We start from the raw sequence: 24,965 nt of genomic DNA on the forward strand, positions 1-24,965 counted from the left end.
TGAAAAATCAAGGACTTCCTGGATGTTAAGAGATACTTCCGGTCAAGATACAGTATTAGAAACCAGCGTTTCGCCAAAACGTAAATATGCCATCATCGCCCTGTTAATGTTAGCCGTGCTGGTGGCTTTGACGGCAAGTATGTTGAAGTTTAATCGACTATTTGCCTCAGATATGTCAATTGATACCGAACGATTGCGCTTTGCCCAGGTGACAAGAGGCGACTTGCTGCGCGATATTGCGGTGCAGGGAAGGGTTGTTGCCGCCAATAGCCCCACTTTGTACGCCAACTCCGGGGGCATTGTATCCCTGCATGTTAAAGCGGGGGATACAGTAGACGCTGAACAGGTATTGGCAGTAGTGGAGAGTCCGGAACTAAAAAATCAGCTGGCGCAGGAACTGGCTACCCTTGAACAGTTAAAGCTGCAAGTGGGGCGTCAGGACATTCAGATTAAAAGTGCCAGACTCAATAACCGTCAGGCCATAGAAGTTGCGGAAGTGGAGTTAGAGTCGGCACAAGTGGAAAAACAGCGAGCCGAGATCAGTGTTGCCGACTCATTGATCAGTCAACGGGAATTTGAGCAGAAAACCGCAGAGTTTAAACGCGCTTCTCTGGTACACAAACACGCCACAGAAAACTATGCAATCCAGGAAGAAAACATGGCGCTGGAGCTCCGGGGCATGCAATCGCAATTGGCGCGGCAACAACATGTGGTGCACGAGCTGCATCGCCAGATTGCGCAATTGACTTTGAAGGCACCTACCGGTGGCGTGATTGGTAGTGTCTATGTGCGAGAAAAAGACAATGTCTCGGCCAATAGCGCGTTGATCACCGTGGTGGATTTAAGTGTCCTGGAGATTGAAGCCGCTATCCCGGAAAACTTTGCCGACGACATGGGAGTAGGACTGGCAGCCATGATCAACGTAAACGGCGTGGAGTTGGCCGGACAGCTTGTGGCCATATCCCCAGAAGTGAGCAATGGGCAAGTGGAAGGGCGTATTCGTTTTAATGAACAAGCCGCTCAGCAGTTGCGACAAAATCAGCGAGTCAATGCCCGTATTCTGATCGAGTCCAAACACAATGTTCTCAAAATCCAGCGCGGCGAGTTTTTAGAGTCCGGCGGCAGCCGAATAGCCTATCGGGTGGAGCAGGATAACGCCCACCGACAAAGCGTGCAGTTTGGCGCGCGCAGTATCACCGAAGTGGAAGTGTTATCTGGTTTGCAAGAGGGCGACACCATCATCATTTCCAATATCAGTCAGTTCAGAGAGCAGAGCCAGCTTTATTTGATTAATTAGTTGGCAAGCTAGAAGACACCTATTATTACGAGGAAGCATCATGTTAAAAATGGAAAATGTCAGCAAGATATACCGTACCGACCTCATAGAAACTCATGCATTGCGCAAGGTTGACTTGCATATCAAAGCAGGGGAATTTGTGGCGATAACTGGCCCGTCAGGCTCGGGAAAAACCACGTTTTTAAACATAACCGGTTTACTGGAAACCTTTGAAGAGGGCAACTATTACCTGGATGGTCAAAACGTGCAGGGCATGTCTGACAACCAGTTATCCGATCTGCGTAACGAGAAAATAGGCTTTATTTTTCAAAGCTTTAATTTATTACCTGACTTGCCCCTTTATCAGAATATTGAAATTCCGCTGCGTTACCGCGGGTTAGCCCAAGCAGACAGAAAACAACGGGTTGAACAAGCGCTGGAAACCGTCGGGTTGGCATCAAGAGCTAAGCATCTTCCCACCCAGTTATCGGGTGGCCAACAACAAAGGGTGGCGATTGCCCGAGCCATTGCGGGAGAGCCAAAGTTTTTGCTTGCCGATGAGCCCACCGGAAATCTGGACTCATTGATGGCACAACAAGTGATGGAGCTTCTGGAGAAAATAAATCAAAGCGGCACCACTATTATCATGGTAACCCACGACGATAAACTGGCCAGACGCGCCCATCGAAATATCCAAATATTCGACGGTCAGGTTAGCGACATTGAATACAGTGTTACCGATGAAGTCGTCAAAAGTGCCTAGGAGAGTTGGATGTTCAGATATAACTTAACGCTGGCACTGGCAAGCTTACAACAGCGACCAGGATTAACCTTTTTAGTCATATTGACTATCGCCATAGGGCTTAGCCTGTATACCACGGTGCAAACCATGGCGTATCACAGTAGCAGCGTGCCCGTCGCCCATAAAAGTATGAATCTTTTTTCGGTACAAATGGACAATCGCGAGCTGGCGGCAGAGCTTATTACCGAGCAGATGCGGATGGTGAACAGCACCTATAAAGACGCCATGAATCTTCGCCAGTGGCAGCTAGACGGAGTGACTTCCTCAATTAACTGGAACAGCAATGGCGTGATTAATGTTGAAGATAACCGCGTGCCTGCCATTCGCTCCGAAATTCTGGCAACAGATAGCCAGTTCTTCACTATGTTTGAGACGCCGTTTTTGTTTGGCAGTGGCTGGAGTCCATCAGAGGATCGCAATAGCGCTGCCGTTATTGTTTTAAGCCGAGCCATGAACGACAGGTTATTTGGCGGCGAAAACAGTGTTGGCAAAATACTGCGGATAAATACCTTGAACCTCAAGGTTGTAGGTGTGATGGCGGACTGGACCATTACCCGACGCTTTTATGACCGCAGTTTTATGCCGGGCTATTTGCACGAGTTTTTTGTCCCGTTTCAGTTCGCGCTAGACAATGATCTACCGCGTAACGCCAATTTTAATTGTTGGTCTACTGAGGCACAACAAGCGGGTCAATTTCGCACTCAAAATCTGCAGCAATTGCTTAGTTCAGAATGTACCTGGGTGAGTCTTTGGGCAGAAATTCCCGACCGCAGTGTCGAGGCATATCGCGCTCAAGTGGGCAATTATATCGCTGCTCAAAAAGAGCTGGGGCGCTTTCCCAGAGAGCCACAATATTATGTGACAGATCTTCAGCACCAGGTCAATTATCACGGCAGTCGCAACGGTTACATCAATACCTTGAAAATGATTTCGCTGCTGTTTTTTGCAGTATGTCTGCTCAATGCTGTGAGCATTTTGTTGGCTAAATTTATTCGTCGCAGCCGTGAAGTGAGTTTGCGCAGGGCGCTGGGTGCCAGAAAATCCACCATTATTTATCAATATGTATTGGAGGTGAGTTTACTCGGGGCGATGGGCGGTATGCTGGGCATATTGCTCTCAAAAGTCGGTCTTTGGGGCATGCTAAATATCCGTCTTTATGCCGTGGATTATACGGTGACCGCTGAGAGTATCGCGCACCAGTATCAGCTCAATTGGTTGCTAATCGGCGAAGCGTTCTTTACCAGCATTGTGTGTGCATTGGTGGTCAGCATGTATCCCATTTGGCGAGTTTGTAATATTTCTCCAGCTACTCAACTTAAAGCAGAATAGGAGCGAATGACATGGAGATCAAAGCGATTTTATTGAGCCTGAAACACAATAAGTTCATGGCGTTTATCATGGTATTGCAGATTGCCTTTACCATGGCGGTACTCAGTGTGTCGGTATTTCTGGCGGCGACCACGCTGAAAGAGTGGAATCTTCCCTCGGGTATCCCCCACAATGACATCATTCGCGTCACGCCGCGTTTTTATGACGACAGCGTCAATGTTGCCGCTGCGGTTATAGATGATCTTGAGCGACTAAAAACCGTGCCCGGTGTTGTGGCTGTGACCCCTTCTGATCAGGTCCCCTTTGCCGCTGAAGATGTTCGAGAGGTTTTTCTTGATACTAACGAAGAAGCCCAAGCATATCAGACCAATATTTTTAGTGCTGATGAACAATTAATGGCGGTGCTTGATTTGAACCTGGTCGCCGGTCGTGCGTTTACCTTTTCAGATGTGGTGACTGAGGCCAACACGCCTGCGGGTGTAGTGATGGTGAGTGAGTCGATGGCATCGGCGCTGTTTCCCGATGACAATGCGCTGGACAAAACCCTGTGGTTAAATAAAGGTCGAGACCCGGTGAAAATCGTTGGCATTTATAGTGATTTCATGAACGGGGAAACTTTAAATTATTTCGGCAAGTCTTATCAAACCATGATTATAGCGCGCTCGGTGTGGCAGTTTGGTGCCGAGCCCCACTATCTGATCCGCATGGAGTCGGGCAGCGCAGCGCAGCAATTGGAGGATATTGCCACCGTGTTTTATCGCGATCAGGGACGCTATTTGGCACAATATGAAGTACTTTCCCGTATTCAAAAACGCATGTATGACGGACGTGGCAGTCGGGCCTTAACCTTTTTGGTGATCAGTCTGGTATTGGTTTTGATCACTTCCTTTGGTATTGCCGGGTTTACCTCTTTTCAGGTCAATCAACGACGTAAGCAGATTGGCACGAGGCGGGCACTGGGTGCCAGAAAAAGCGACATCATGGCGTACATTTTGACGGAAAATAGTATTATCACCCTGTTTGGGCTTTTTGTAGGGACCATAGTCACCCTGGTGTTCAGTTTTGAGTTATCCGTGATTGAGCGACAAAATATCTTAGATGTGGTGTTGTTGTTGGGCATCGCTTTATTATTGTGGGCCATTAATATTGTGGCGGTATGGATACCGGGCCGAAGAGCCGTTAGAGTGCCGCCTGCTATCGTGACCCGTGGCGCGTGACAGTATTGTTTGAATGAGTGTTTTAGCGGCCAGAATGTATAATCTGGCCGCCAACGTGAATCCGGGCAACAGGTTAATTAAGGAGTATCAATGCAAGCCAAAGTATTAGTCATAGATGACAATGCCGATGTTGCTCAGGCCATCCGAGTTTTATTGCACCTTAATCAAATTGAAACTCAACATGCCGCGACACCTGAAGCGGGATTGCAGGCACTGCAAACAAGTCATTTTGATTTGGTGATCCAGGACATGAACTTCACCAAAAACCACACTTGTGGTGAAGAGGGGATTATCCTGTTTCAGCAAATACGCGAAAATTTCGCCGACCTGCCCATTATTCTTATTACCGCCTGGACGAGTTTAGAAACGGCGGTGCAACTGGTTAAATCCGGTGCCAGTGATTACCTGAGTAAACCCTGGGATGATGACAAGCTGCTCACTACTATTAATAACCTGCTGGAACTGTCGCAATTGCAGCAGGTGCAAAAACAAAGTGCCGTTGAACGCTTAAACCAGCGTGAAGCCTTACACGGCAAGTTCGATCTTTGTAGTATTTGTTATCAGAGCGATGCGATGGCGCAGTTGCTCAAAATCACCACGCAGGTAGCCAACTCCGATGTATCCGTTCTGGTGACAGGGCCCAATGGCGCAGGTAAGGAGAAAATTGCTGAAATTCTACAGGCAAACTCCCCTTACAAAAACGGACCTTTTGTGAAAGTGAATGTTGGTGCATTAACGCCTGAATTGATGGCGGCAGAATTATTTGGCGCGGAAGCAGGTGCTTATACCGGTATCAACGAGCGCCGCAAGGGACGCTTTGAGCTGGCAGATGGCGGTACTTTGTTTCTGGATGAAATAGGAAACCTGACCATGGATGGCCAAATTAAGTTATTGCGGGTGCTGGAAACCGGGGAGTTCCAGCGATTAGGTGGCAATGAGGACATTAAGGTGAATGTGCGCATTATCAGCGCCACCAATAGCGATTTACCTGCGGCAATAACGCAAGGCACATTCCGCGAGGATTTGTATTATCGGCTTAATGTTATCGAACTCAACTTGCCACCACTACAGCAAAGAAAATCAGATATTCTGCCGTTGGCAAAACGCTTTTTAGAGGATAAAGCACAGCTTTCTGCTGATGCCCAGGCGGCACTAAAACAGTATGCCTGGCCCGGCAATGTCAGGGAGTTAAAAAACGTTATGCGCCGGGCGGCGCTATTGTGCCAGGATAAGGTGATCCAGATTTCTGATCTTGGACTGGATATCAAGCTTGAAGATGTTATCCAACCTCGCCAAGACGATGAATTAAATGCCGACGATATCCGTCGGGCGATTGAAGAATCGGGCGGGGTTATCGCTGATGCTGCGCGCTTGTTGGGGCTGGGGCGCTCGGCGCTATACCGGCGCATGAAAAAGTTCGGAATCGACGCATAATCTATGGTTTTCAGTCAAGGTTCCAATAAAAAGTCTTTTTACCGGCATCTGTTTTTACAATTTGCTGTGCTATTGGTGCTGTACGGAACGAGTGTACTTTACATTAGCACAGCTACAACACATTCAGAGTTGTGGATGGTTGCTGTAACTTTGATAGCGTTGCTCGTGCTGGCCGTGGTTCTCAAGCAGGCTTTGCATCCGCTGACGGGCGTATTGAGCTCAGTACAGGATGGGGTCAGCGCTTTTCAGGAAGAAGACTTTAGCCTGACAATACATAAAAATGGTTACAGTGAAATTGATAAAATCGCCCATCTTTACAATCAAATGGCGGGCATTTTGCGCTCTGAGCGCATGAATATTTTTCAACGAGAATTGTTGTTAGACAGTGTTATCCAATCAACCCCAGTGGCCATGTTATTGGCAGACAACCGACAACGGGTGGTGTATAGCAATCTCGCGGCAAAGCAGTTATTGCAGATGCAAAAATCGCTGGAAGGTTTTGCCATTAGTGAGTTGCTGGCTCAGTTGCCAGAAGCATTACAACAAGCAGTGCAACGCGAGCAAGATGGCCTGGTCACCTACATGGTGGACGATCAAACGCTGGTGTTTAATGTCAATTTCCAGCGGTTTATGCTCAATGGCCAAAACCACACCCTGTATCTTTTTAAGAATCTCAGTCAGGAGATGGGGCGAAAAGAAATTGAGTTGTGGAAGACAGTGATCCGCATGATAAGTCATGAGTTGAATAACTCGTTAGCGCCTATCTCATCACTGACGCGTTCTGCCCGGCGCATTGTCGCAGAGCCCGAGCATTTGCACCTGCTCAATGACGTTCTGGAAACCATTGATCGGCGCAGCCAACATCTCAGTGGCTTTATTAAACAATACGCTGAATTTGCTAAAATGCCGCCACCGCAATTGCAAAGTGTGGAATTACTGAGTTTTTTTGAGCAGCTCAAAACATTGCTGGCAGTTAACTGTCATCTGGATGTATTGAATACCCATGGATACTTTGACCCGGCGCAAATCGAGCAGGTTCTAATTAATCTGGTGAAAAATGCCAGGGAGTCAGGCTCACCAGAGAGTGACATTGGTTTTAACCTCTCACAGCAAGCCAATCGTTTGGTCTTTTTGGTGTTTGATCGAGGCACTGGACTCTCACCTGAGCAGCTGCAGCAAGCGCTATTACCCTTTTACACCACCAAGGAGCATGGCTCAGGCATAGGTTTAGCGCTGTGTAATGAGATAGTCGCGGCTCACGGCGGTAAATTGCGCCTGTACAACCGCGATCACGGTGGGCTTTGTGTCAGTTTTGAGTTTTCACTGGCACACTAATACGGCCTGTTAATTCAGTGTTGGTGACTGATGGAGATGATCCTCGCGCCATACTTGTGCCATTTTTTGCTGATCAATATTGCCTCCCGACAAAATCACCAGGCAGGTTTGCACTTGGCTCGGTTTACTCTCCTTAAGCCAGTTGACAACCGCCTCCATGGTCATGGCACAGGTGGGCTCAATGTGTAGCTTCAACAAATGCTGCAACCATTGGGTCCAATAGGCAATTCTATTTTCTTCTACTTCGTAAAAAGCGTCGGTTTTCTGCAATAGTGGAAAGGTGTGTTGGCCAACCGCAGGTGTGGCTGCGCCATCTGCCAGGGTGACAGGTGGGCCGTCCAGTGATTCAATTTTACCTGAGCGCAATGAGCGTGCTGCGTCATTGGCATTCAACGGTTCGGCGCCAATGACCTGAATGTCTTCACAATAGCCTTTTGCTGCTAATAAGGTGCCTGAGAGCAAACCGCCACCGCCACAAGGGGCAAATACCGCGTTAACCCTGTCTTCCACCTGATGTAAGGCTTCGTAGCAGGCGGTACCTTGTCCGGCAATAATATCGGGATGATCAAAAGGTGGGATCCACAAGGTGCCTTTTTGTTCGGCAGCAGCTTTTACAGCAGCATCGGCCTCTACTCGAGTTTCGAATTTAATGACTTTTGCGCCGTAAGACTCAGTAGCAGCGGCTTTCACCTTCGATACCGAGTTTATGGTGTAAATGGTCGCGGGGATATTGAAGGTCGCCGCGGCGTATGCAATGGCTTGTGCGTGGTTACCAGAACTATTGGCCACGATGCGCTCAGGGAGGGCGTTTTCTTGTTGTAATCTGGCTAATACATTGGTTGCACCGCGAAACTTAAAGGCCCCGGTCTTTTGCAGGCATTCAGGTTTAAATAAAATACGGTGACCAAGCCATTCATTGAGTAGCGTGGACTCCATGATAGGGGGTTGGTGCACCTTATCTTTAATTCTGGTGTAGGCATCGATTATCGCTTGGTGATCCAGCACTCTGCTTCCTTGGTTGGTAAAAACAGGCAAAAATCTACCATAGCTTTTCATATTCGCCTAAAACAGACAGCGCTAAAACACAGTTTGATACAGCTCGCCTTATTGTCGCCACAATTTGTCGCAATTGAGCACAACTGAGCATGGTAACTGTTGTTGATAAACGTTAAGATGGTAGCAATTAAACGTGAGCTACATGCTCTACATTATGTTTCAATGTTCCAGTCAGAGAGCAGCCATTTAAGGCTTGTCGAGAGAAGGTATGTCGACAGATAAATTTGATAATGTCCCCAGAATTGTTCTGGAAAAAGAAGACAGGGATTCATTTCAGCGCACTCGCGCTGCCCAGAAAACTAAACCTGAACCACCGCCAGAAGCCGCTCCACCCGCTAAATCATCGGGCGGACTGATATTTCTGGTGTTGCTGGTGGCACTCGGTGGATATGGAGCCAGCTATTGGTTGTACACCGAGCAGCAGAAAACCGTTAAACAACTTACTGATGCGGGTGAGCGAATCTACGAATTGGAGCGCAAAATCTCTGCTACCGGCGAAGAACTCGATCAGTCAGCTGTAGCCTTGCGTGTGCAGGTAAATGAATTGAAAGATAAAACCGATGTCTTGTGGCAGGAAATGGATAAGCTTTGGGCTTCTGCGTGGCGTCGTAATCAGACTGAGATCAAAGAACTGCAAACCCAGACCAATAACGAGTTCAGGACGCAAAAAAGTACTTTAACCGCTATGCAATCTGATATTAGTGACTCAAATACTAATATGGCCGTCATTCAGGAGCAGGTAAATCAACAATTGGCCAAAGCGCAAGAAATAAATAGCTCGTTGGAAGCCGTAGTGAAGCAACGGGCTGCATCGGAACAACAAATCCGCGATATGGGCGACCAGGTGGCGACGGTGGCGCTGCGTATCGAAGCGTTAATTGAGCGAATCGACGAGCTGGAATCTCTTAAGCAAGAGGTGTCCAATATCAAGAGCCAAACTTCTGCCAGCAGAACCCAACCACAGCCAGTGAATACCGGTGGCACACCTGCTTCCACTCAAACCGGCACGCCAGCAGGCTAAACCGCAACGAATCTTCCAGCACCTTCTCTTTTCGCATTGGGCCGGTATTACGCCGGCTTTCTGAAATTGTTACAACGCTTTTTCAATTCCCTGATAAACAAGTCCCTCCGCTCAGGTGAAATTAAAATGAACGATTTGGCGTAGCTTATTTTGATGCGCCGAAAAGAGAGCGCAGGAGAGGACAAAGGGCTCAGGCTGCGTTTAATATCCTTGATGTCTTTGTAATAGATTTTTTGGTGTATTAACTTACCGCATCTAATTTCCAGATGGTCCGGATGTAACGTGTATTCACAGGGCCATACCAGAAACCACAAGACGCAAAACGTTAGCACCAGAATGGCGGAAAAGGTAAAAATGTCGGAGGGCTGCAAGCTTGCCGTCTGATTTTTCACTAACATACCTATCAGCAAGATCATCGGCACTAAAAAAAGTAGTGCAGCCATAAACCACCAATCTATCCTTGAGCGCCATTTCGAATTTGAATAATTTAATCCTTTCACAATAGAACTCCTTCCTGTTAATGAATGAGTAAAAATCATACCATTTTGGCCGGCTCTGTGGGGGCCTGAAGTCGAACGATGAAAAAGCTGGTATGCTTGTACTTTGCAATTTAGAGGTAACGAGTGTGGTGAAAAAGCCTATCAACAGACCGATTGATCCTTGTCAGGCTGTCTGTCGTTTTAATGAAGACGATGTATGTATTGGGTGCTTCCGCGAGCGTGATGAAATCAATAACTGGCGATTTATGAGTAACGAACAAAAAGCCACAATTGTGGAAAGAGTTAAGCCTGAAATTAAAGCCAGACTTGAGGAAGAAAAACGCCAGGGCAGAATGCCTGCGAATCAGCGCTTTCGCTACTGAGGCCTTTTGATACAAGCCTTGTAAGGCAAACTCACTCATACTTTAGTTTGAATTTTTGCATTATACTTTGCTTGTTGCAGCAATAACTGCCAAAGTGATACATTGGTGTTTGCAATCAACATAACGGTTTGTATGACAAAGTTTATTTCCCGCTACTTAAATCAACTTATTCTCGTTCCTTCAATCATTATCCTTATCGCTACCTTGATAGGTTTAACGGTGAATTGGAGTGATTATTCTCAAGCTTCACAGTCACAAAAGTTGGTTCACTATGTGCGGGTTTCCATGGACCTGGTGCATGAATTACAAAAAGAAAGGGGAATGACGGCGGGCTTTTTAGGCTCTGGCGGACAAAATTTCCGGTCAGAGCTGCGCAGCCAGAGAGACCTTACCAATCAGCGTTTCAACGATTTTAAAAACTTTGTGCAAAATGGTGAAGGATCTGAGCTTGAAGCTGAGGTCATGCAAACGGCCAACAGTATCATCCGTGAATTGAACGGTCTTAATAATTTGCGAGGTCGAGTGGATGGTTTAAATGTGGCTCTTGGTGAGGCGTTGGGTTTTTACACCGGACAAATCACACGCCTAATCCATGAGCCCGTTGAGCTGCTGGAATACATTGACGACAAACACATTATTCAGGACGTTATTGCCTCTTTTACCTTTGCCCAGGTAAAAGAGCGCGGCGGTATTCAACGAGCGGTCTTTAGTAACATTCTTGCTAGTAAGAGCTTTAACGACGCCAATAAAGAGCGAGTCTACAGCCTTATTTCGGCTGAAAAAGCCTATGCTGACTCCGCCAAAAGTTTAGCCTTACCGGCCTTGGTAGAACGCTTTGAACGCTTTGAATCAGGCGGTGCCAACCGCGAAGTTGAATCTGCCAGAAGCCGCATCATATCCGAAGCGAAAAACGGGCAGTTTACAATGACACCTGAGGCGTGGTTCGCCTTATCTACAAAACGCCTTGGTGAATTGAGACAATTGGAAGTGGCCGCAATGGATGATATGAATGATTTTATGGACGGCATCGCTGCCGGTGCAATCGCTCAATTGCTGATAAACCTGATAATTATGACTGTTGTGATTGCGTTCACCTGGCTGATGTTCCAGACCGTGCGTGGCATGCGCTTGCAAGCCAGCAAAATTTCTCGCACCTTGTTGGATATCGAAGAAACCAATGATCTGACAAAACGTATTGAAATCCTTTCTGAAGACTCCTTAGGGCGTTCGGCTGCTGCGGTAAATCACATGTTGGAAAAAGTGGCCGGGGATTTCTCGAAGATTGCATCTATTGCCTATGAGGCCATGTCCAGTACCCACGACACCGTTGTGGCTGTGGTGCAAAGTGATGACAATATTGAAAACCAACGCCGAGAAACCACCTCCGTTTCTTCCGCGGTGGAGGAGCTGTCTGCCAGTATCAATGATGTCAGTGCCAGTATTGATGATGCAGTATCGTCAGTGAATCACGCCGCCGAACGCTGCGACGAGGGACGTGGCTCTATCCATAATGTTGTGGAAACCATTGATGTTGTTGCCACTGAAGTGAATGAACTCAACGATAGTATTCAGACGCTGAATACAGGCGTGGTTAATATTGCCAGCTTCGTGGATGTTATCCAGTCGGTGGCGGAGCAAACCAACTTATTGGCACTGAATGCAGCCATTGAAGCGGCAAGGGCTGGTGAGCAGGGGCGGGGTTTTGCTGTGGTAGCCGATGAAGTGCGTAATCTGGCAAAACGGGTCCAGGAAGCGACCGAGCAAATTTCCGGAATTATCGGAACGCTGCAAACCGACTCACAGGAAGCCACACAAAAAATTGCCGAAGGCAAAAAACAAACCGAACACGCCGTTGCTAGTGTTAAGAGTATTGAGGAGCTACTGCAAGCTATCTTCTCCAGTGTGCAAACTGTGGATGAGAAAGCCGCAGCCATTAACGATACGGCCAAACAACAGGCCTTGGTGACGCGAGATGTTGCCGAGAATGTGTTGTACATCGACAAGATGTCGCGGGAAAACCTGGATGGCACAAAAGAAATCAGTAACGCCGCGTCCAAACTTTCCGAAGTTACAGGTGACCTATTAGATTTGATCAGCCTCTATCGTTTTGACCAAAAAGAACGTTTTATCGTACCGAGTGAGTGGAAGTACGGCAAGATGAAATAGGGCTTGAATTATTTGATTGAATCAAGCCCTCTTCAGAAGTCAGGACATTGCGTCTAGAGATTTGTATATCGTCTCAACCAGGTAAGCACAATTCTTCTCAAAATCCTTGTATTGTGATTTATAGGTAGGCCCAAAGCTTTGCTCAAACGAGGCCGTTATCTCGGGTAACGGCGTTTTGTGTTCGAATCCTTGCTTTATATGAGCAAGTGCAGCGGTTAAAAAGCGGGAGTCTCGCACAATACTACTTGCGTCGGTCACAGCACCATGGCCGGTTAAAACCACACTCGGTTGTAGTTGCAATACTGAGTCAAGAGAGCTGATCAGGCCTGCCAAGTCACCGTGATGGGTCATTATGGGAAGCCAATCTGAACTCAATACATCGCCACCAATAATCACTTTCTCTTGGGGCAGCCAGATTAAAATATCTCCCGGGGAATGACCGTCATTGGCCATGAGAAACTCTATTGTCAGGCTTCCCAATGTGCGACTTTGTTGAGCCTGTAATTGTTGTTCGGGAATAACGATAGCACTGTTGCCAGTTTGCCCTTCAGTCAAACGGTTAAACGCCTCCACCACAAAGGAGGCATCCGCTTGCATCTGTATAGCGCTGGATTCAGTGGCAATTATTTCGACATTCAGCGTTTTAAATGCGCCATTGCCCAACCAATGATCCGCGTGACTATGTGAATTTACTAACCAACGAATGGGCTGGTGGGTGACGGTTTTTACGGTTGCGATAATTTGCCTTCCGATTGCTTCTGATGAGCCGGAGTCAATCACCAGAACACCTTCGTCAGTCACAACAAAGTGGCTATTGGAATTCCACCCTTTGTTTTGCGGGGTGGGAAGGCCATAGTAAGGCGAGATAATGCTATATACGCTATCGCTCACCTTCTTTACGGATAGGGGTTGAACTGAGTCTTTCGCCTTAACAGGCAGAAAAACAAGATATGTAAGTAAACTGATGATGACGAGACTAACTTGTTTCAAAGTAAATCCTTTTTGAGTGTATAAATTGAATTTGCAGTGTTATATCTGGGGAGTAAAAAAGCGCAATTGCTTTGAGGTGGAGTTGCGATTCAGGAAGGTGAGCAACGGTTTTTAGGGCGATGTTGAAGTCTGAGTACGGCGCTTTTTAATGCTATATTGTCAGCTGGAACTGATCTACTGTTTCTGTTTGCCGCCAAGGAGGGACGAGATTAGTAAACAAAAAGTCTTAAAAATCTATAGTTCAAAGAGCTTGCCCCGGTAGCCAGGAAAGCCCGATTGCTCATACTCTTTTATATCTCGTGACATGACCTTTGCTGCAAGCGCATCAACGCCTTTGCCACTGTGTTTTAGTTATCACCGCACTGAGTGTCGCTACACTGTCAGCTGGCTGCCATATTTCTGTAATTGAAGAAACTAATGGTTTTATTAAGCGACTCCGCTTCGCTTGCTAGCTCTTTACTGGTGGCAGAAACCTCTTCAACCACAGATGAGTTTTGCTGGACACCATCATCGACCTCTCGAATAGCACTGGTAATTTCTGCCATACTGTTGGCTTGTGATGATGCACTCAACGAAATTTCATCAAACTTTGCACTGACTTTTGTCATCATCTCGACAATTTCGGTGCTGGATTCTGAGGACAGTCGCACTCGAGTACTGCCTTCTTCCACGACCAGGCGACTTTCTTCGATGAGCTTTTTAATTTCTTGAGCTGAAGAGGCGCTGCGTTGTGCCAGATTTCTTACTTCGGTAGCAACTACTGCAAAGCCACGTCCGTGCTCACCCGCTCTGGCAGCTTCGACCGCAGCATTTAAAGCCAGCAAGTTGGTCTGAAATGCGATTTCATCTATGACACCAATGATGTTGTTTACTTTCTGGCTGGAAGACGCGATTTCTTCAATACTTGATAGTGCTTTTACGGAAATTTTATTACTGTTAATAGCTTGTTCTTTTATTTGGTTCACCATGGATTGGGTTTCGAAAATACTTTTGGAATCTTCCTGGATAGCCCCAATGACGGTTTGTACACCCGCGGAGGTTTCTTCAAGAGAAGAAGCTTGATTTGCCGCTGTTTCGCTTAAGCTCTCATTTGCTTGGGAGATCTCTTGCGCGCTGACATTCACCGATTCCGCGACGTCGGAGACGGTTTGCATCACCTCACAAAGTTTAATTAGAGATTGGTTACTGGTGTTTTTAAGTTGCTCGAACACACCCTCAAATTGATTATCAATGCGGTGAGCCAGATTACCGTCGGCTAATTGACTGAGCATTATTCGCAGATCTTCGAGGATGCGCTTATTCACGTTAATGATTTCATTAATCCCCTGACTTAGCGCTGCGAAACAACCGGAGAATTTGCTTTCGTCCAATGTTTGTTCAAGATCGCCTTTAGTCACTGCATCAATAACCGTTTGAATCTCTTTTTCAACAACTTCTTTTAGTGTTCCAACCGTGGTATTGGTTTTAGTTTTGATATCCGCAAAGCGACCTTGATACTCAGTTTTAATTTCACAAGATAAATCACCTTTTGATAAGGCGCTAAGGGCGGTGTCAATGTCGTCAAATACCGTCTCATTAACTGTTAAAAGGGCATTGATTTTGTTTGCCAGTTCAAGGAAGGCACCTTGTTTACCTGAGCTGTTAATGCGTTGATGTATCTCGCCATTTGAAGCTGCTTCTATTACCTGATCGATATCCTGCTCAACAATGGTTTTGATAGTGATTAAAGTACTATTGGCATTGTGGCTAAGCTGTGCAAAATCTCCTTGATAATCATCCGCCATATGGGAGTTCAAATCACCTTTCGCCATTGCTCCCAAGGTATGATTAACATCGTCGATAACCGTTTCACATACTGCCACTAATTCGTTCACCGAGTTAGCAAGAGCCGCAAATGCCCCCGATTTGTTTTGAGTATTGATTCGCGCTTCAAGGCTGCCTTTTTGAGCCTGATTTACGACGCTTTGGATGTCCGATTCAATAACTTGTTCGAGTACGCCTACCGCATTATTAATGGCGCCCACCAGAAGCTGAAAATCCCCATAATAATCATCGGCATTGAGCGTTTGCAATTCACCAACAGCCAGATTTGCTGCTTGGGTGTTAATGTCTTTTAACGTACTGCTCGTGACACCCAACATCTTATTAATGTTAATTCTCAGTTGTTCTAAATCCCCCTTAAGTGGCGTGTCAATGTGTTTAGAAAAGTCTCCTTGGCTGGCCTTTTTCATAGATCGATTTATGGCAGTTGTCGCATCTGACAGTTTGTAGACGGATTGTTGTAATTGATCGGTGAGACGTTTTACATCTCCGCGATAACTGCCCGAAATTAACGCATTTTGTAAGTCGCTTTCAGAAAGGCGTTGGCTGAACACTTCAATATCATCAAAGGCTTCACCCACGGTAGCAAGGAGTTGCTCTATGCGATTAGCGGTTTGCGAGATTTCATCGTTGCCATCAAGGCCAGCACTTTCCTTAAAGTTGTAACTGGTTTCTACGCGAGTAAGGTAGTCATCAATCGTTTCCAGGCGTTGCTGAATGCTATTTGAAATAAATTCTCCCAGTAGCTTGCTGTATCGAATGGCGGCCCATCCAAGTGCAAGTAATGCCAATAATTTAATTACGGCCAAAACGATATTTATCAGCGCATTATTTTGTAAATCTGAAACGATGCTATCTTTGATACTATTAATCGCGGAAATTCTGGCTGTTGCCAGCCTGAACCATTCATTGGCTTTGACATCGGGCAGTTTCGCTAAGGCGTTTAGTGTTTTTGAGAACTGTTCAGTATTACCGTTGTTGGTTTTTTGCAGAGTAGCCAGCAGATTGAGATGTGCTTGTTGTTTTTCAGTGAGAGAACCAGTGTTTAGTTGTTGTAAATCAATCGACGCAATCGCCTCACGTCCAGTTGAGGATAGAAGGCCATTAATTTCGTTTGTTGTGGTGCGCAACTGATAATTGTCAACAAAAACGTCCCGTAATTCTTTAACGGCTTCTTCTGAGGATTTCACCGCGCTTCGATAATCGGCAAGTTGCTCTGATGTTGCTGTGTTAGCAAAATTCTTGATTAACTGTTGTTGCTGCGCAATGTAATCAGAGATGACTATGCCTCTTGCCATACTGTATTGACTCGAAGCAAACACCCCGTTTAGTGCCCCGCGCTCTTGGCCCGCCCGCTCTTTTAAACGCAATAATGCCAACAAACTTTTGTAGGAGGCGAGAATGGATTTTTCAGAGAAATTCACACTGATACTGTCGAGCACCGCGAGCGTATCAGCATTGATTTTTGAATAATAACTAAAAAACTCGGAGTCACTGGCCAATGCATCTACTTTTTTTCTTATTGCCTCTCTTTTTGCCATCTGTTGTTGCAGCATGTTCAGCAGTTGTATACTGGTTGCGGTGGGCAATATATCAGCGATGCTATTAAGTTCATTATTCAGCGTGTCAACTATCTGATCATTAACCTTGCGTTGCTGCGCAAGTTTTTCTCCGCCATTCGCTCCCTTTGACCCAAAGAAGCCCGCTGTCAGCCCACGCTCGACAGCGAAATTATGTGCTATTGCGGCCAGCACTTGTGATTTTTTCAAAACACTGTAGGTATGGTATTGCAGATAGACGGATTGTAATACACTGAAAAGCATGACACTCAGCAGGGCGATGATCACCAAAGACGGCCCTTTAAGCAGCAAAGACAGTTTTTCTGAAATGGAGATGTTGTTCAGAAATTGCGTTGCCGTATGTTTATCCTGGAAAACATCACGGGTTAAATCCGGATGAAATTTTGATAGCATCTTTGCACTCTTTATTGTTTTTTATGTAATTAAACTGCTTACTCAAAATTAGCTTAAAAATATTGTGTCGTCATTATTATGTAGAATCTCTCAATCTGGCATTGTGATCTTTGTGTTTAATTAAGTTAAATACGCAGATAAGGTTTTATATAGATCTCTTAGCTCAAAGGGTTTTCCCAGATAGCCTGAAAAGCCCAATTGCTCGTACTCTTTAATATCTTGCGACATGACATTGGCGGTGAGGGCGATAATAGGGATTTCAGGCGCGATTTTATGGATGATGGCAAAAGCTTGTTTGCCATCCAGCACGGGCATCTGAATATCCATCAGGATCAGATCTGGTTGTTGGGTATTGACTTCATCAATCGCCAGTCGGCCATTGTCAGCAAAGCGCAATGTCGCGTTTGTCGATTCCAGCATGGAGCGGATAATTTCCTGATTGATGGCGTTGTCCTCAGCGATCAGTATTTGTTTACCTTGTAAATCCGGTTGCTGCTCCTCAAAGCTCGTTGTGGTTACATCGGTTTTATCTTTTGCACTAGTTAAGGGTAAGAACACAACAAAGCGGGTTCCTTTACCTTCACTGCTGGCAACGCGAATATCGCCTTGCATCAATGAAATCAGGTTTTGTGTAATGGACATACCCAGCCCTGTTCCACCAAACTTTCGTGTGATGGAAGCATCGGCTTGGGAAAATCGTTCGAATAGTGCTTTAACCGCCTGTTGAGACATGCCAATTCCCGTGTCTTGCACTTCAAAAATTAAACCGGATTGAGCCTCTCTTTGCGCTGTTCGCACAGCAATGGTGACGCTGCCTTGTTCGGTAAACTTCACGGCATTGGATACTAAATTCATTAATATTTGGCGAATTCGCACCGGGTCGCCAAGCCATGTTTTAGGTAGTTGTTGGTCATGAGTCAGAGTGAGACAGATGTGCTTATCTGAAGCGACGGGTAACATGTCAGAAAGCACCGATTGCGTTACGCTTTCCAGAGCGAAGGGAATATGTTCAATATCCAATTGCTGGGCTTCAATTTTTGAATAATCTAAAATATCATTAATGATGGTGAGCAAGGATTTGGCTGAGTAGATGGCTTTATCTATCAGTTTGCTGTCCTTTTCTGTTTGCTCTTCCCGTTGCAGAATTTGTAACACACCCAATATGCCGTTCATGGGGGTTCTGATTTCATGGCTCATATTAGAGAGAAATTCACTTTTGATTTTGGATGCTTCTTCGGCTTTTTCTTTCGCTTCGGCAAGGGCCAGATTGTTGCGGGCGATGCTGTTTTTGGTGCGTTCTAGTTTCCGAGCATATTGGCTATTGAAAAAGCCCACATTAAAGCAATACAGATAAATACTGAGTGCGGCAATTATTTGTGCCATGATTGAGGAGCTATCTGACAGTTCAAAACCCCATAACAATCCACCCACAAGACAGCCCGCTGACAGGCTCAATATGGATTTGAAATAGAATCTGAGTCCTCCCACCATCAGGCCATTTAGGGTGGTTACAATCAGTAAGGCAAATACCACCCACACCTGAAACCCAACGGCGGCACACCATAACCCGTAAAACAACGCATCGAGGTACAAATTGATGAATTCAGCTTGATTTTTTAGAGGTGAAAAGCGCCCGTGCAGGCGGGCCAAGTGAGGCCAAAGCAGACAATTTGCAAAGATGAAGAAGGTAACCCAAGGGGAAAGCGTCGGATAATAAACCGCGATGAGCATCGCTGCCATCATCAGGTAGCCAATGACTCTTGGGGCATACATCCTTTTTGAAAGCGACTTCCCTGGCTTTTTTAGGGCATCAGATTGCATCTTATATTCGCGTTAACCTGGGTTGTAAAAGTTAATTTTATTGCTACTTACCCTCAACGAGAAACTAACTCGGTCCTTGGCTAGTGCGGTTCGATTAGTGACCAATAATTTATAGCATTTCGCCATAAGTTAAATATTTTACTCCAGCCTAAATGTTTTTTGAGAAATTAACCAGTGCGCCAGAAGGATTACTGTTATTAATCTCAATCAAAGATCGTAATATCGAAAATTAATATGAAAAAGCAATTGCTTGGACTATCGTTTAAAGAGATGCGGTATAATCGAACTTAATTGATTTTATTCTCTTTTAGAGCCAGCCTGAAAGCAGAGGCTATCACTATTATGTTTTACGCTAGTATCCGAAAAAAAGTGCATCTCATCGGATTGAGTTTTTGTCTCTTTAGCAGTATCAGCTTTGCTGAGGAACTGGTATTGCTGACTCATCACTTTCCCCCTACAATTTTATTAAAGACGACAAGTTTGTTGGCATCAATACGGACATTATCAGCAAGGTACTGCAGGAAGAAAATCTTGCTTTCAGGATAGAGAATATTAATTGGGCCAGAGCACAACAAATCGTGCAAAGTACCCCTGATACCGCTTTGCTGGCCGCCGGGCGCAATGTAGAACGAGAACATCAGTATGCTTGGGTTGGACCCTTGGTATCCTCTACGCCATATTTGTTTAAACTCAGTTCGCGTGAAGATGTCAGTGTTAGTTCATTTGCCGACTTGAAGTTTTACCGCATCGGTTTAACCCGACGTGGCGTTATGGTGCCAACATTTAAAAAACTGGGACTGAAGGTTCCAGAAAACCTTATTTTAGTTTCAGGCGCTGAAGAAACCTACGGCATGTTATTTCAGAAGCGCGTTGATTTGATCTTGGGATCAGATTTGACCATGCCCTACAACCTGCGCAATTTGGGGTATGAGCTCGATGCCCTTGAACCAGTAATTCAAATTGATTACGAAGGTAGTGGAAATCACTTGGCACTGCATAAATCCTATTCGGCTGAAAGTATCGAGCGTTTGAACGCCAGAATAAAGAAAATGTGGAATAGTGGCGAAATAGAAGGAATTATTGATAGTTATCGTTTGTTACCCAAATCTATAAACGATTAGGCTATTTTGCTCGTGCACCAATCATTGTGCTTCATTCGGATGATCAAGCAACCCTGGAATCCGGGAGATATTGCCGTGTCCACCAGGTGTGTATTCCGACGTTTGCTTCTCGCCCCAATACTCGCGCTCACTCAGCGCGCAAAATTTTTTGTTTTATCATTTTTCCTCGTGGCTAATACGGGGGCGACAACTTATCACTTTGTTGCTATTGAGCATTTGGTAGAGCAAGAAATTGGGAAAATAGTGCTGCCCCAGATTTATGAGCGTGCAGGCATTAAAATAACGATAGCTTCGCTACCGGGTAAACGGGCTGAATTTGAAGCAACTTCGGGATTGCGCAATGGCGAGATCATGAGAATTTATAGTTATGGAGAAGAGAATCCAACAGTACGCAGAGTGCCGACGCCTTACTATTATCTGCAAACTATGGCTTTTACCAAGGACGGCGCTGGTGTATCGGTACGAAGCCGGGAAGATCTCAGAAGCTACACCATAGCCAAGGTGCGAGGCGTCAAGCATACAAACGTCATTACCGAAGGGTTAAGGAAGGTTTCAGATGTGAGCAATACGGTAGAGATAATGCGATTACTGGAACAGGGACTGGTTGATGTTGGTTTGACTAATACTCTTGATGGCGTGATGACCATTCAACAATTGGGCCTGAACGATATTTCGCCTCAGGGAACTCCTCTGGCCACCCTAAACCTATACCATTATATTCATGAAGAACACCAGCAATTGGTTGCCATCATCGATGAAAAAATCAGGCAACTCAGAGATTCAGGCGAGCTTGCGATAATGATTGCTGAAGCAGAAAACCAGGTAATGTTGAGTTATAAACTGAATGCTAATTAGCTGATAACTCATTTAACTTTTTCTTTTAATCCTTAAAAAAAAGCCGCTCGTGAATTCGCGAGCGGCTTTTTTGAGGCTTATTTAACGACAGGTTCTAACGCAGAGTACGATCAAAGAAATTGGTAATGGTATTGTACAGGTGAATTCCAGTTTGCTTGCCGCGAATACTGTGCTTCTTACCCGGGTAATCCATCACTTCAAACGGGATAGCCAGATCCTGTAAGTGCTTATACAACATGGTGGAATGAGTGAATAACACATTGTCATCCGCCATACCGTGATAAATTAACAAGTCACCTTTTAGGTTCTCTGCATAAGGAAATACTGAGGAGCGAGTGTAGGCCTCAGGATTAGTGGTGGGGTTGCCCATGTAGCGTTCGGTGTAGTGGGTGTCGTACAAACGCCAGTCAGTGACAGGCGCGCCAGATACGCCGGCTGCGAAATGATCAGGCTCTTTAAACATGCTCATTAAAGCCATGTAACCGCCATAACTGTGACCATAAACGCCTATATTGTCCTTGTCCACATAGGGTAGGGTATGCAAGAACTTCACGCCTGCCACCTGGTCTTGTACTTCAATTTCTCCCATACGCTCAAAAATAGGATCTTCAAACGCTTTGCCACGATAATTTGAACCGCGGTTATCAACGGAGAAAACAACATAACCTTTGTCTACCCAATGCTGCATAAGTAAACCGCGGTTGCCGCCCCAGCGATTTTGCACGACCTGAGCAATAGGGCCGCCGTAAACATAGACAATGGCTGGATGCTTACCGCTAATTTCTTTCGGGGTCCACATTCTGTAATGCAGGGTTACATCGTCCTGGGTTTTTATGGTGCCGAACTCAGGCTGAACCCATTGCTCCTGATAAGCTGCAAGAGGATGGCTGTCGTCAATGGCATTCTCGCTTAACCAGGTAAGGTGTTCTCCGGACGCCTTGTGCAGACTCACCTGAGGTGGTGTATTGATGGTAGAGAAGTTATCTACGTAGATGCTGGCGTCTTTTGAGAACGCAATGGAATGAAAGCCGGAACGTTGACTTACTTTGGTTATGTCGCCACCTTTTAAGGAGACTTTATATAGGTGACGCTCCACCGGCGTATCTTTGCGGCCAGTGAAGTAGATCTGTCCGGCTTGTTCATCAATAGCGGCAACCGAATCCACAACCCAGTCTCCGCTAGTCAATTGCGCTAACTGCTTGCCTTGGTTGTCCATCAGGTAGAGGTGCTTAAAGCCATCTTTTTCGGAGGCCCAGACAAAGGCATCCTGTTTCTTGAGGAAGTACAGGTCGTCGTGCAAGTTAATCCAGGTCGCGCTGTTTTCCGTCAATAATACCGATACTTTATTACTGTCGGTGTCTACGACTTTAAGTTGCAGTTGTTTTTGATCGCGACTTTGCTGTTGGAAACTAAACTGCTTACTGTTGTTTAGCCACTTACCTCTGGCCAGATAGATATCTTGCTCTTGTCCCAAGTCTACCCATTGAGTTTGTTTTGTGTTCACATCGTAGATAGCCAGTTTTACGCTGACATTGGGTGTTCCTGCTCTTGGGTAACGCTGTTGCACAACCTTGACATTATCAGCGTATATTTCGGTGCGAGTGATGATATCCACTGGAGATTCATCAACGCGGATATAGGCAATTTTAGATTCATCCGGTGCAACCCAGTAGCCAGTCATGCGACTCATCTCTTCTTGCGCGACAAACTCGGCCATGCCGTTTTTGACGGCGTCGCCACCATCTGCGGTTATCTGAGTTTCTTCACCTGTGGCGATATTTTTAAGATACAGATTTTGTTCGCGAATGAAGGAAATGAAGGTGTTTTTGGGCGAAATCTTGATGTCAGTTTCAAAGCTTTCCGTCTCTAAGATTTGTTGCGCTTTATCGCTACCCATTGGGTAATACCACGCATCTCCTGCCAGCGGAAATAGTAAAGCTTTGCCGTCACTGGACCATTGATATTCCATGATGCCCGTACCGTACTCGCGGCGGCGCTCCCTGCGGGCTTTTTCTTCGTCAGACAGCTCTTCTTTGCCAGAGTGCAAATTGTCTGCGTCAAACAAAACTTGGGTTTTACCGCTTGCAACATGGTATTCCCAAAGATCGTAACGCTCGTAATCGCTCACCTTACCCTGGATAAAAGTGACTCTTTGTCCATCGGGGGAAACCTTTAATTTGGCTGGTGCACTGCCTTCAAGGGCGGGAGAGGAAAAGATTCGTTCAATACTGAGTTTTTCTGGCGCTTGTGCATGTACCAAAGTACTGCTCATGAGCAAGCCAGAAAGCAGGGTGAGTTTTTTCATGCTTCAGAGTATCCTGTAGGCAAATTTAGTAGTGGATCTGGAGTGCATCATATTAAAGTTGTTGTTCAGCGAATAATATGGTTAAAAAATCAGCACAGATCGGTAAAATCAGCAAAATATTGCATTATGGCTAATTTATAACATGCGAGCACAAAACCACAAAACTGCTTTGTTACTGGGTGCGACAGGATTAGTGGGTCAGCACTTACTTACTTTGTTACTGGATGATCCCGGATACGACCGCATCATTTGCCTTGTGCGCAGTAAACCCGAGAGTGGATACGCCACTATGAGCAGTGCCGGTAAATTGCAGTTAGAAATCGTAGACTACGAAAATTTAACTGCTTGTCGTTCGTTTTTTGGTGCTTCACACATCTATGTATGCCTCGGCACTACGATTAAAAAAGCGGGTAGTGAGCAGGCGTTCCGCAGGGTAGATTACGATTACGTGCTTCAGGCAGCGCAGTTAGCTAAAGCCGAGCATGCGCAGAGCTTCGTTTGGATATCCTCGGTTGGAGCGGATGCGTCTAGCTCCAATTTTTATTTACGGGTTAAAGGGGAACTGGAAGACGCCATCGCCAACATCACTGAATTGCACGCTAAACCGGTTCAGCCTTCGCTATTACTGGGGGAGCGGGATGAATTTCGCCTCGGCGAAAGAATGGGGGTTTGGCTAAGTCCACTGTTGTCACCTTTGATGCAGGGGCCCTTGCGCAAATACCGCCCGGTCCATGTTATCGATGTGGCCAGACAAATGATGGCTTTGCAGCAGTGGGATTAATGGATGTTTCGCTGTAAACAATTTGTCGTTCAGCAGGATAAATGTGCCATGAAAGTAAGCACCGACAGCTTATTATTGGGCAGTTGGTGTCGGCCGGGATCTGCAAGCACTATACTCGATATTGGTACAGGTACCGGCATTTTGAGTTTAATGATGGCGCAAAAGAGCCATTCAAGTTGTCGCATTACCGCCGTAGAAATTGATGATGACGCCGCATTACAAGCAAAAGAAAATTTCCGGGCATCGCCCTGGCCAGACAAGCTTACTTTGTTTCATGCTGACTTTTCTGACTGGTGGCAACAAAATCGCCAACGATATGATGTGATCCTCGCCAATCCGCCCTGGTTTGAGTATGCCCCCTCTGCTGCTCATAACACCCGGAACCAACAACGAGATGAAAAGCGCACGGTAGCAAGGCAGCAGAGTACGCTCAATCTGGAGTTATTGTTTCAATCGGTGGCAACACTGTTGACCAGCGCCGGTCATTTTTATTTGGTATTACCTGCTTCTGCTGAATTGCAGGTAGAAATGCTGGCAGAAAAGCTTCACTTTGGGCTATTAGCGCGACTGGACGTAAAAGCCACGCCTGCTAAGGCACCCTACTGTCAATTGTGGCATTTAGGTGACCAGGCCGAAGAATTAAACGGGGATGATATAAATCGCGATCCAGAGAATAATCTTCGCGCCCAAAGCATTCAGGAAATAATCGTTCGAGATGTAAAAGGTGATTACACGGATACTTATAAAACATTGTGTCGAGATTTTTATCTGAATTTTTAATTCTAAAAAACCTTTTTTTA

General features: G+C 45.9%; 19 protein-coding genes. 13 read left to right on the plus strand and 6 right to left on the minus strand.

Annotated features, from left to right (window positions below; translation table 11 throughout):
* Positions 1–22: 22 nt before the first annotated feature.
* The 6 genes from AABA75_RS05040 to AABA75_RS05065 all read left to right on the plus strand — a co-directional run bounded on the left by AABA75_RS05040 (position 23) and on the right by AABA75_RS05065 (position 7,393).
* On the plus strand, positions 23–1,297 hold the full coding sequence (locus AABA75_RS05040; RefSeq protein ID WP_338291444.1) for an efflux RND transporter periplasmic adaptor subunit: 1,275 nt from the start codon (positions 23–25) through the stop codon (positions 1,295–1,297).
* A gap of 40 nt (positions 1,298–1,337) precedes the next feature.
* On the plus strand, positions 1,338–2,039 hold the full coding sequence (locus AABA75_RS05045; protein ID WP_338291445.1) for an ABC transporter ATP-binding protein: 702 nt from the start codon (positions 1,338–1,340) through the stop codon (positions 2,037–2,039).
* A gap of 9 nt (positions 2,040–2,048) precedes the next feature.
* Complete coding sequence (locus tag AABA75_RS05050) at positions 2,049–3,407, plus strand: ABC transporter permease (RefSeq protein WP_338291446.1); 1,359 nt, start codon at positions 2,049–2,051, stop codon at positions 3,405–3,407.
* A gap of 11 nt (positions 3,408–3,418) precedes the next feature.
* Positions 3,419–4,624, plus strand: coding sequence for an ABC transporter permease (locus tag AABA75_RS05055; protein ID WP_338291447.1), 1,206 nt, complete (start codon positions 3,419–3,421; stop codon positions 4,622–4,624).
* A 90-nt stretch (positions 4,625–4,714) separates the two neighbouring features.
* On the plus strand, positions 4,715–6,058 hold the full coding sequence (locus AABA75_RS05060) for a sigma-54-dependent transcriptional regulator (protein ID WP_338291448.1): 1,344 nt from the start codon (positions 4,715–4,717) through the stop codon (positions 6,056–6,058).
* 135 nt (positions 6,059–6,193) lie between these two features.
* Positions 6,194–7,393, plus strand: coding sequence for a sensor histidine kinase (locus tag AABA75_RS05065; RefSeq protein ID WP_338291449.1), 1,200 nt, complete (start codon positions 6,194–6,196; stop codon positions 7,391–7,393).
* A gap of 9 nt (positions 7,394–7,402) precedes the next feature.
* Here the strand turns inward: AABA75_RS05065 and AABA75_RS05070 are convergent, their stop codons facing one another.
* Entirely contained in the window at positions 7,403–8,398 is a 996-nt protein-coding gene (locus AABA75_RS05070) for a serine/threonine dehydratase (protein ID WP_338291450.1), read from the minus strand.
* Between the two features lie 259 nt (positions 8,399–8,657).
* Between AABA75_RS05070 and AABA75_RS05075 the strand changes: the two genes are divergently transcribed.
* Positions 8,658–9,470, plus strand: coding sequence for a hypothetical protein (locus AABA75_RS05075; protein ID WP_338291451.1), 813 nt, complete (start codon positions 8,658–8,660; stop codon positions 9,468–9,470).
* Between the two features lie 47 nt (positions 9,471–9,517).
* Here AABA75_RS05075 and AABA75_RS21405 read toward each other — a convergent pair whose 3' ends face one another.
* Positions 9,518–10,009: a PH domain-containing protein gene (locus AABA75_RS21405; protein WP_425325564.1), complete on the minus strand. Its 492-nt coding sequence runs from the start codon at positions 10,007–10,009 to the stop codon at positions 9,518–9,520.
* An 86-nt stretch (positions 10,010–10,095) separates the two neighbouring features.
* Between AABA75_RS21405 and AABA75_RS05080 the strand changes: the two genes are divergently transcribed.
* The gene (locus AABA75_RS05080) at positions 10,096–10,332 is read left to right on the plus strand and encodes a DUF1289 domain-containing protein (RefSeq protein WP_338291452.1); all 237 of its coding nucleotides are present in this window, start codon (positions 10,096–10,098) and stop codon (positions 10,330–10,332) included.
* 132 nt (positions 10,333–10,464) lie between these two features.
* Positions 10,465–12,498, plus strand: coding sequence for a methyl-accepting chemotaxis protein (locus AABA75_RS05085; RefSeq protein WP_338291453.1), 2,034 nt, complete (start codon positions 10,465–10,467; stop codon positions 12,496–12,498).
* Positions 12,499–12,537: 39 nt separating this feature from the next.
* On the opposite strand, the gene AABA75_RS05090 is transcribed toward AABA75_RS05085, so the two are convergent.
* The 3 genes from AABA75_RS05090 to AABA75_RS05100 all read right to left on the minus strand — a co-directional run bounded on the left by AABA75_RS05090 (position 12,538) and on the right by AABA75_RS05100 (position 19,103).
* The gene (locus AABA75_RS05090) at positions 12,538–13,488 is read right to left on the minus strand and encodes an MBL fold metallo-hydrolase (protein WP_338291454.1); all 951 of its coding nucleotides are present in this window, start codon (positions 13,486–13,488) and stop codon (positions 12,538–12,540) included.
* Between the two features lie 380 nt (positions 13,489–13,868).
* Entirely contained in the window at positions 13,869–17,282 is a 3,414-nt protein-coding gene (locus AABA75_RS05095; protein WP_338291455.1) for a methyl-accepting chemotaxis protein, read from the minus strand.
* A 120-nt stretch (positions 17,283–17,402) separates the two neighbouring features.
* Positions 17,403–19,103: an ATP-binding protein gene (locus AABA75_RS05100; protein WP_338291456.1), complete on the minus strand. Its 1,701-nt coding sequence runs from the start codon at positions 19,101–19,103 to the stop codon at positions 17,403–17,405.
* A 431-nt stretch (positions 19,104–19,534) separates the two neighbouring features.
* Here AABA75_RS05100 and AABA75_RS05105 point away from each other — a divergent pair, with 431 nt between their 5' ends.
* Together AABA75_RS05105 and AABA75_RS05110 are read left to right on the plus strand one after the other, a co-directional pair.
* Positions 19,535–20,224, plus strand: a complete 690-nt coding sequence (locus AABA75_RS05105; RefSeq protein ID WP_338294807.1) for a substrate-binding periplasmic protein — start codon at positions 19,535–19,537, stop codon at positions 20,222–20,224.
* A gap of 75 nt (positions 20,225–20,299) precedes the next feature.
* Positions 20,300–21,079 (plus strand): transporter substrate-binding domain-containing protein, encoded by a 780-nt coding sequence (locus AABA75_RS05110; RefSeq protein ID WP_338291457.1) that lies wholly within the window; start codon positions 20,300–20,302, stop codon positions 21,077–21,079.
* 94 nt (positions 21,080–21,173) lie between these two features.
* Here the strand turns inward: AABA75_RS05110 and AABA75_RS05115 are convergent, their stop codons facing one another.
* Positions 21,174–23,384: a S9 family peptidase gene (locus AABA75_RS05115; protein WP_338291458.1), complete on the minus strand. Its 2,211-nt coding sequence runs from the start codon at positions 23,382–23,384 to the stop codon at positions 21,174–21,176.
* Positions 23,385–23,526: 142 nt separating this feature from the next.
* Between AABA75_RS05115 and AABA75_RS05120 the strand changes: the two genes are divergently transcribed.
* Together AABA75_RS05120 and AABA75_RS05125 are read left to right on the plus strand one after the other, a co-directional pair.
* Entirely contained in the window at positions 23,527–24,165 is a 639-nt protein-coding gene (locus AABA75_RS05120; protein ID WP_338291460.1) for an NAD(P)H-binding protein, read from the plus strand.
* Between the two features lie 3 nt (positions 24,166–24,168).
* Positions 24,169–24,945 (plus strand): tRNA1(Val) (adenine(37)-N6)-methyltransferase, encoded by a 777-nt coding sequence (locus tag AABA75_RS05125; protein ID WP_338291461.1) that lies wholly within the window; start codon positions 24,169–24,171, stop codon positions 24,943–24,945.
* Positions 24,946–24,965 lie beyond the last annotated feature (20 nt).

The organism is Planctobacterium marinum (assembly GCF_036322805.1).
GTDB classification, from domain to species: Bacteria; Pseudomonadota; Gammaproteobacteria; order Enterobacterales; family Alteromonadaceae; genus Planctobacterium; species Planctobacterium marinum_A.

Coding starts and splice junctions, on each gene's coding strand:
- AABA75_RS05040 (WP_338291444.1), top strand. CDS start 23: ATGTTAAGAGATACTTCCGGTCAAGATACAGTATTAGAAACCAGCGTT.
- AABA75_RS05045 (WP_338291445.1), top strand. CDS start 1,338: ATGTTAAAAATGGAAAATGTCAGCAAGATATACCGTACCGACCTCATA.
- AABA75_RS05050 (WP_338291446.1), top strand. CDS start 2,049: ATGTTCAGATATAACTTAACGCTGGCACTGGCAAGCTTACAACAGCGA.
- AABA75_RS05055 (WP_338291447.1), top strand. CDS start 3,419: ATGGAGATCAAAGCGATTTTATTGAGCCTGAAACACAATAAGTTCATG.
- AABA75_RS05060 (WP_338291448.1), top strand. CDS start 4,715: ATGCAAGCCAAAGTATTAGTCATAGATGACAATGCCGATGTTGCTCAG.
- AABA75_RS05065 (WP_338291449.1), top strand. CDS start 6,194: ATGGTTGCTGTAACTTTGATAGCGTTGCTCGTGCTGGCCGTGGTTCTC.
- AABA75_RS05075 (WP_338291451.1), top strand. CDS start 8,658: ATGTCGACAGATAAATTTGATAATGTCCCCAGAATTGTTCTGGAAAAA.
- AABA75_RS21405 (WP_425325564.1), bottom strand. CDS start 10,009: ATGATTTTTACTCATTCATTAACAGGAAGGAGTTCTATTGTGAAAGGA.
- AABA75_RS05085 (WP_338291453.1), top strand. CDS start 10,465: ATGACAAAGTTTATTTCCCGCTACTTAAATCAACTTATTCTCGTTCCT.
- AABA75_RS05095 (WP_338291455.1), bottom strand. CDS start 17,282: ATGCTATCAAAATTTCATCCGGATTTAACCCGTGATGTTTTCCAGGAT.
- AABA75_RS05100 (WP_338291456.1), bottom strand. CDS start 19,103: ATGCAATCTGATGCCCTAAAAAAGCCAGGGAAGTCGCTTTCAAAAAGG.
- AABA75_RS05115 (WP_338291458.1), bottom strand. CDS start 23,384: ATGAAAAAACTCACCCTGCTTTCTGGCTTGCTCATGAGCAGTACTTTG.
- AABA75_RS05120 (WP_338291460.1), top strand. CDS start 23,527: ATGCGAGCACAAAACCACAAAACTGCTTTGTTACTGGGTGCGACAGGA.
- AABA75_RS05125 (WP_338291461.1), top strand. CDS start 24,169: ATGTTTCGCTGTAAACAATTTGTCGTTCAGCAGGATAAATGTGCCATG.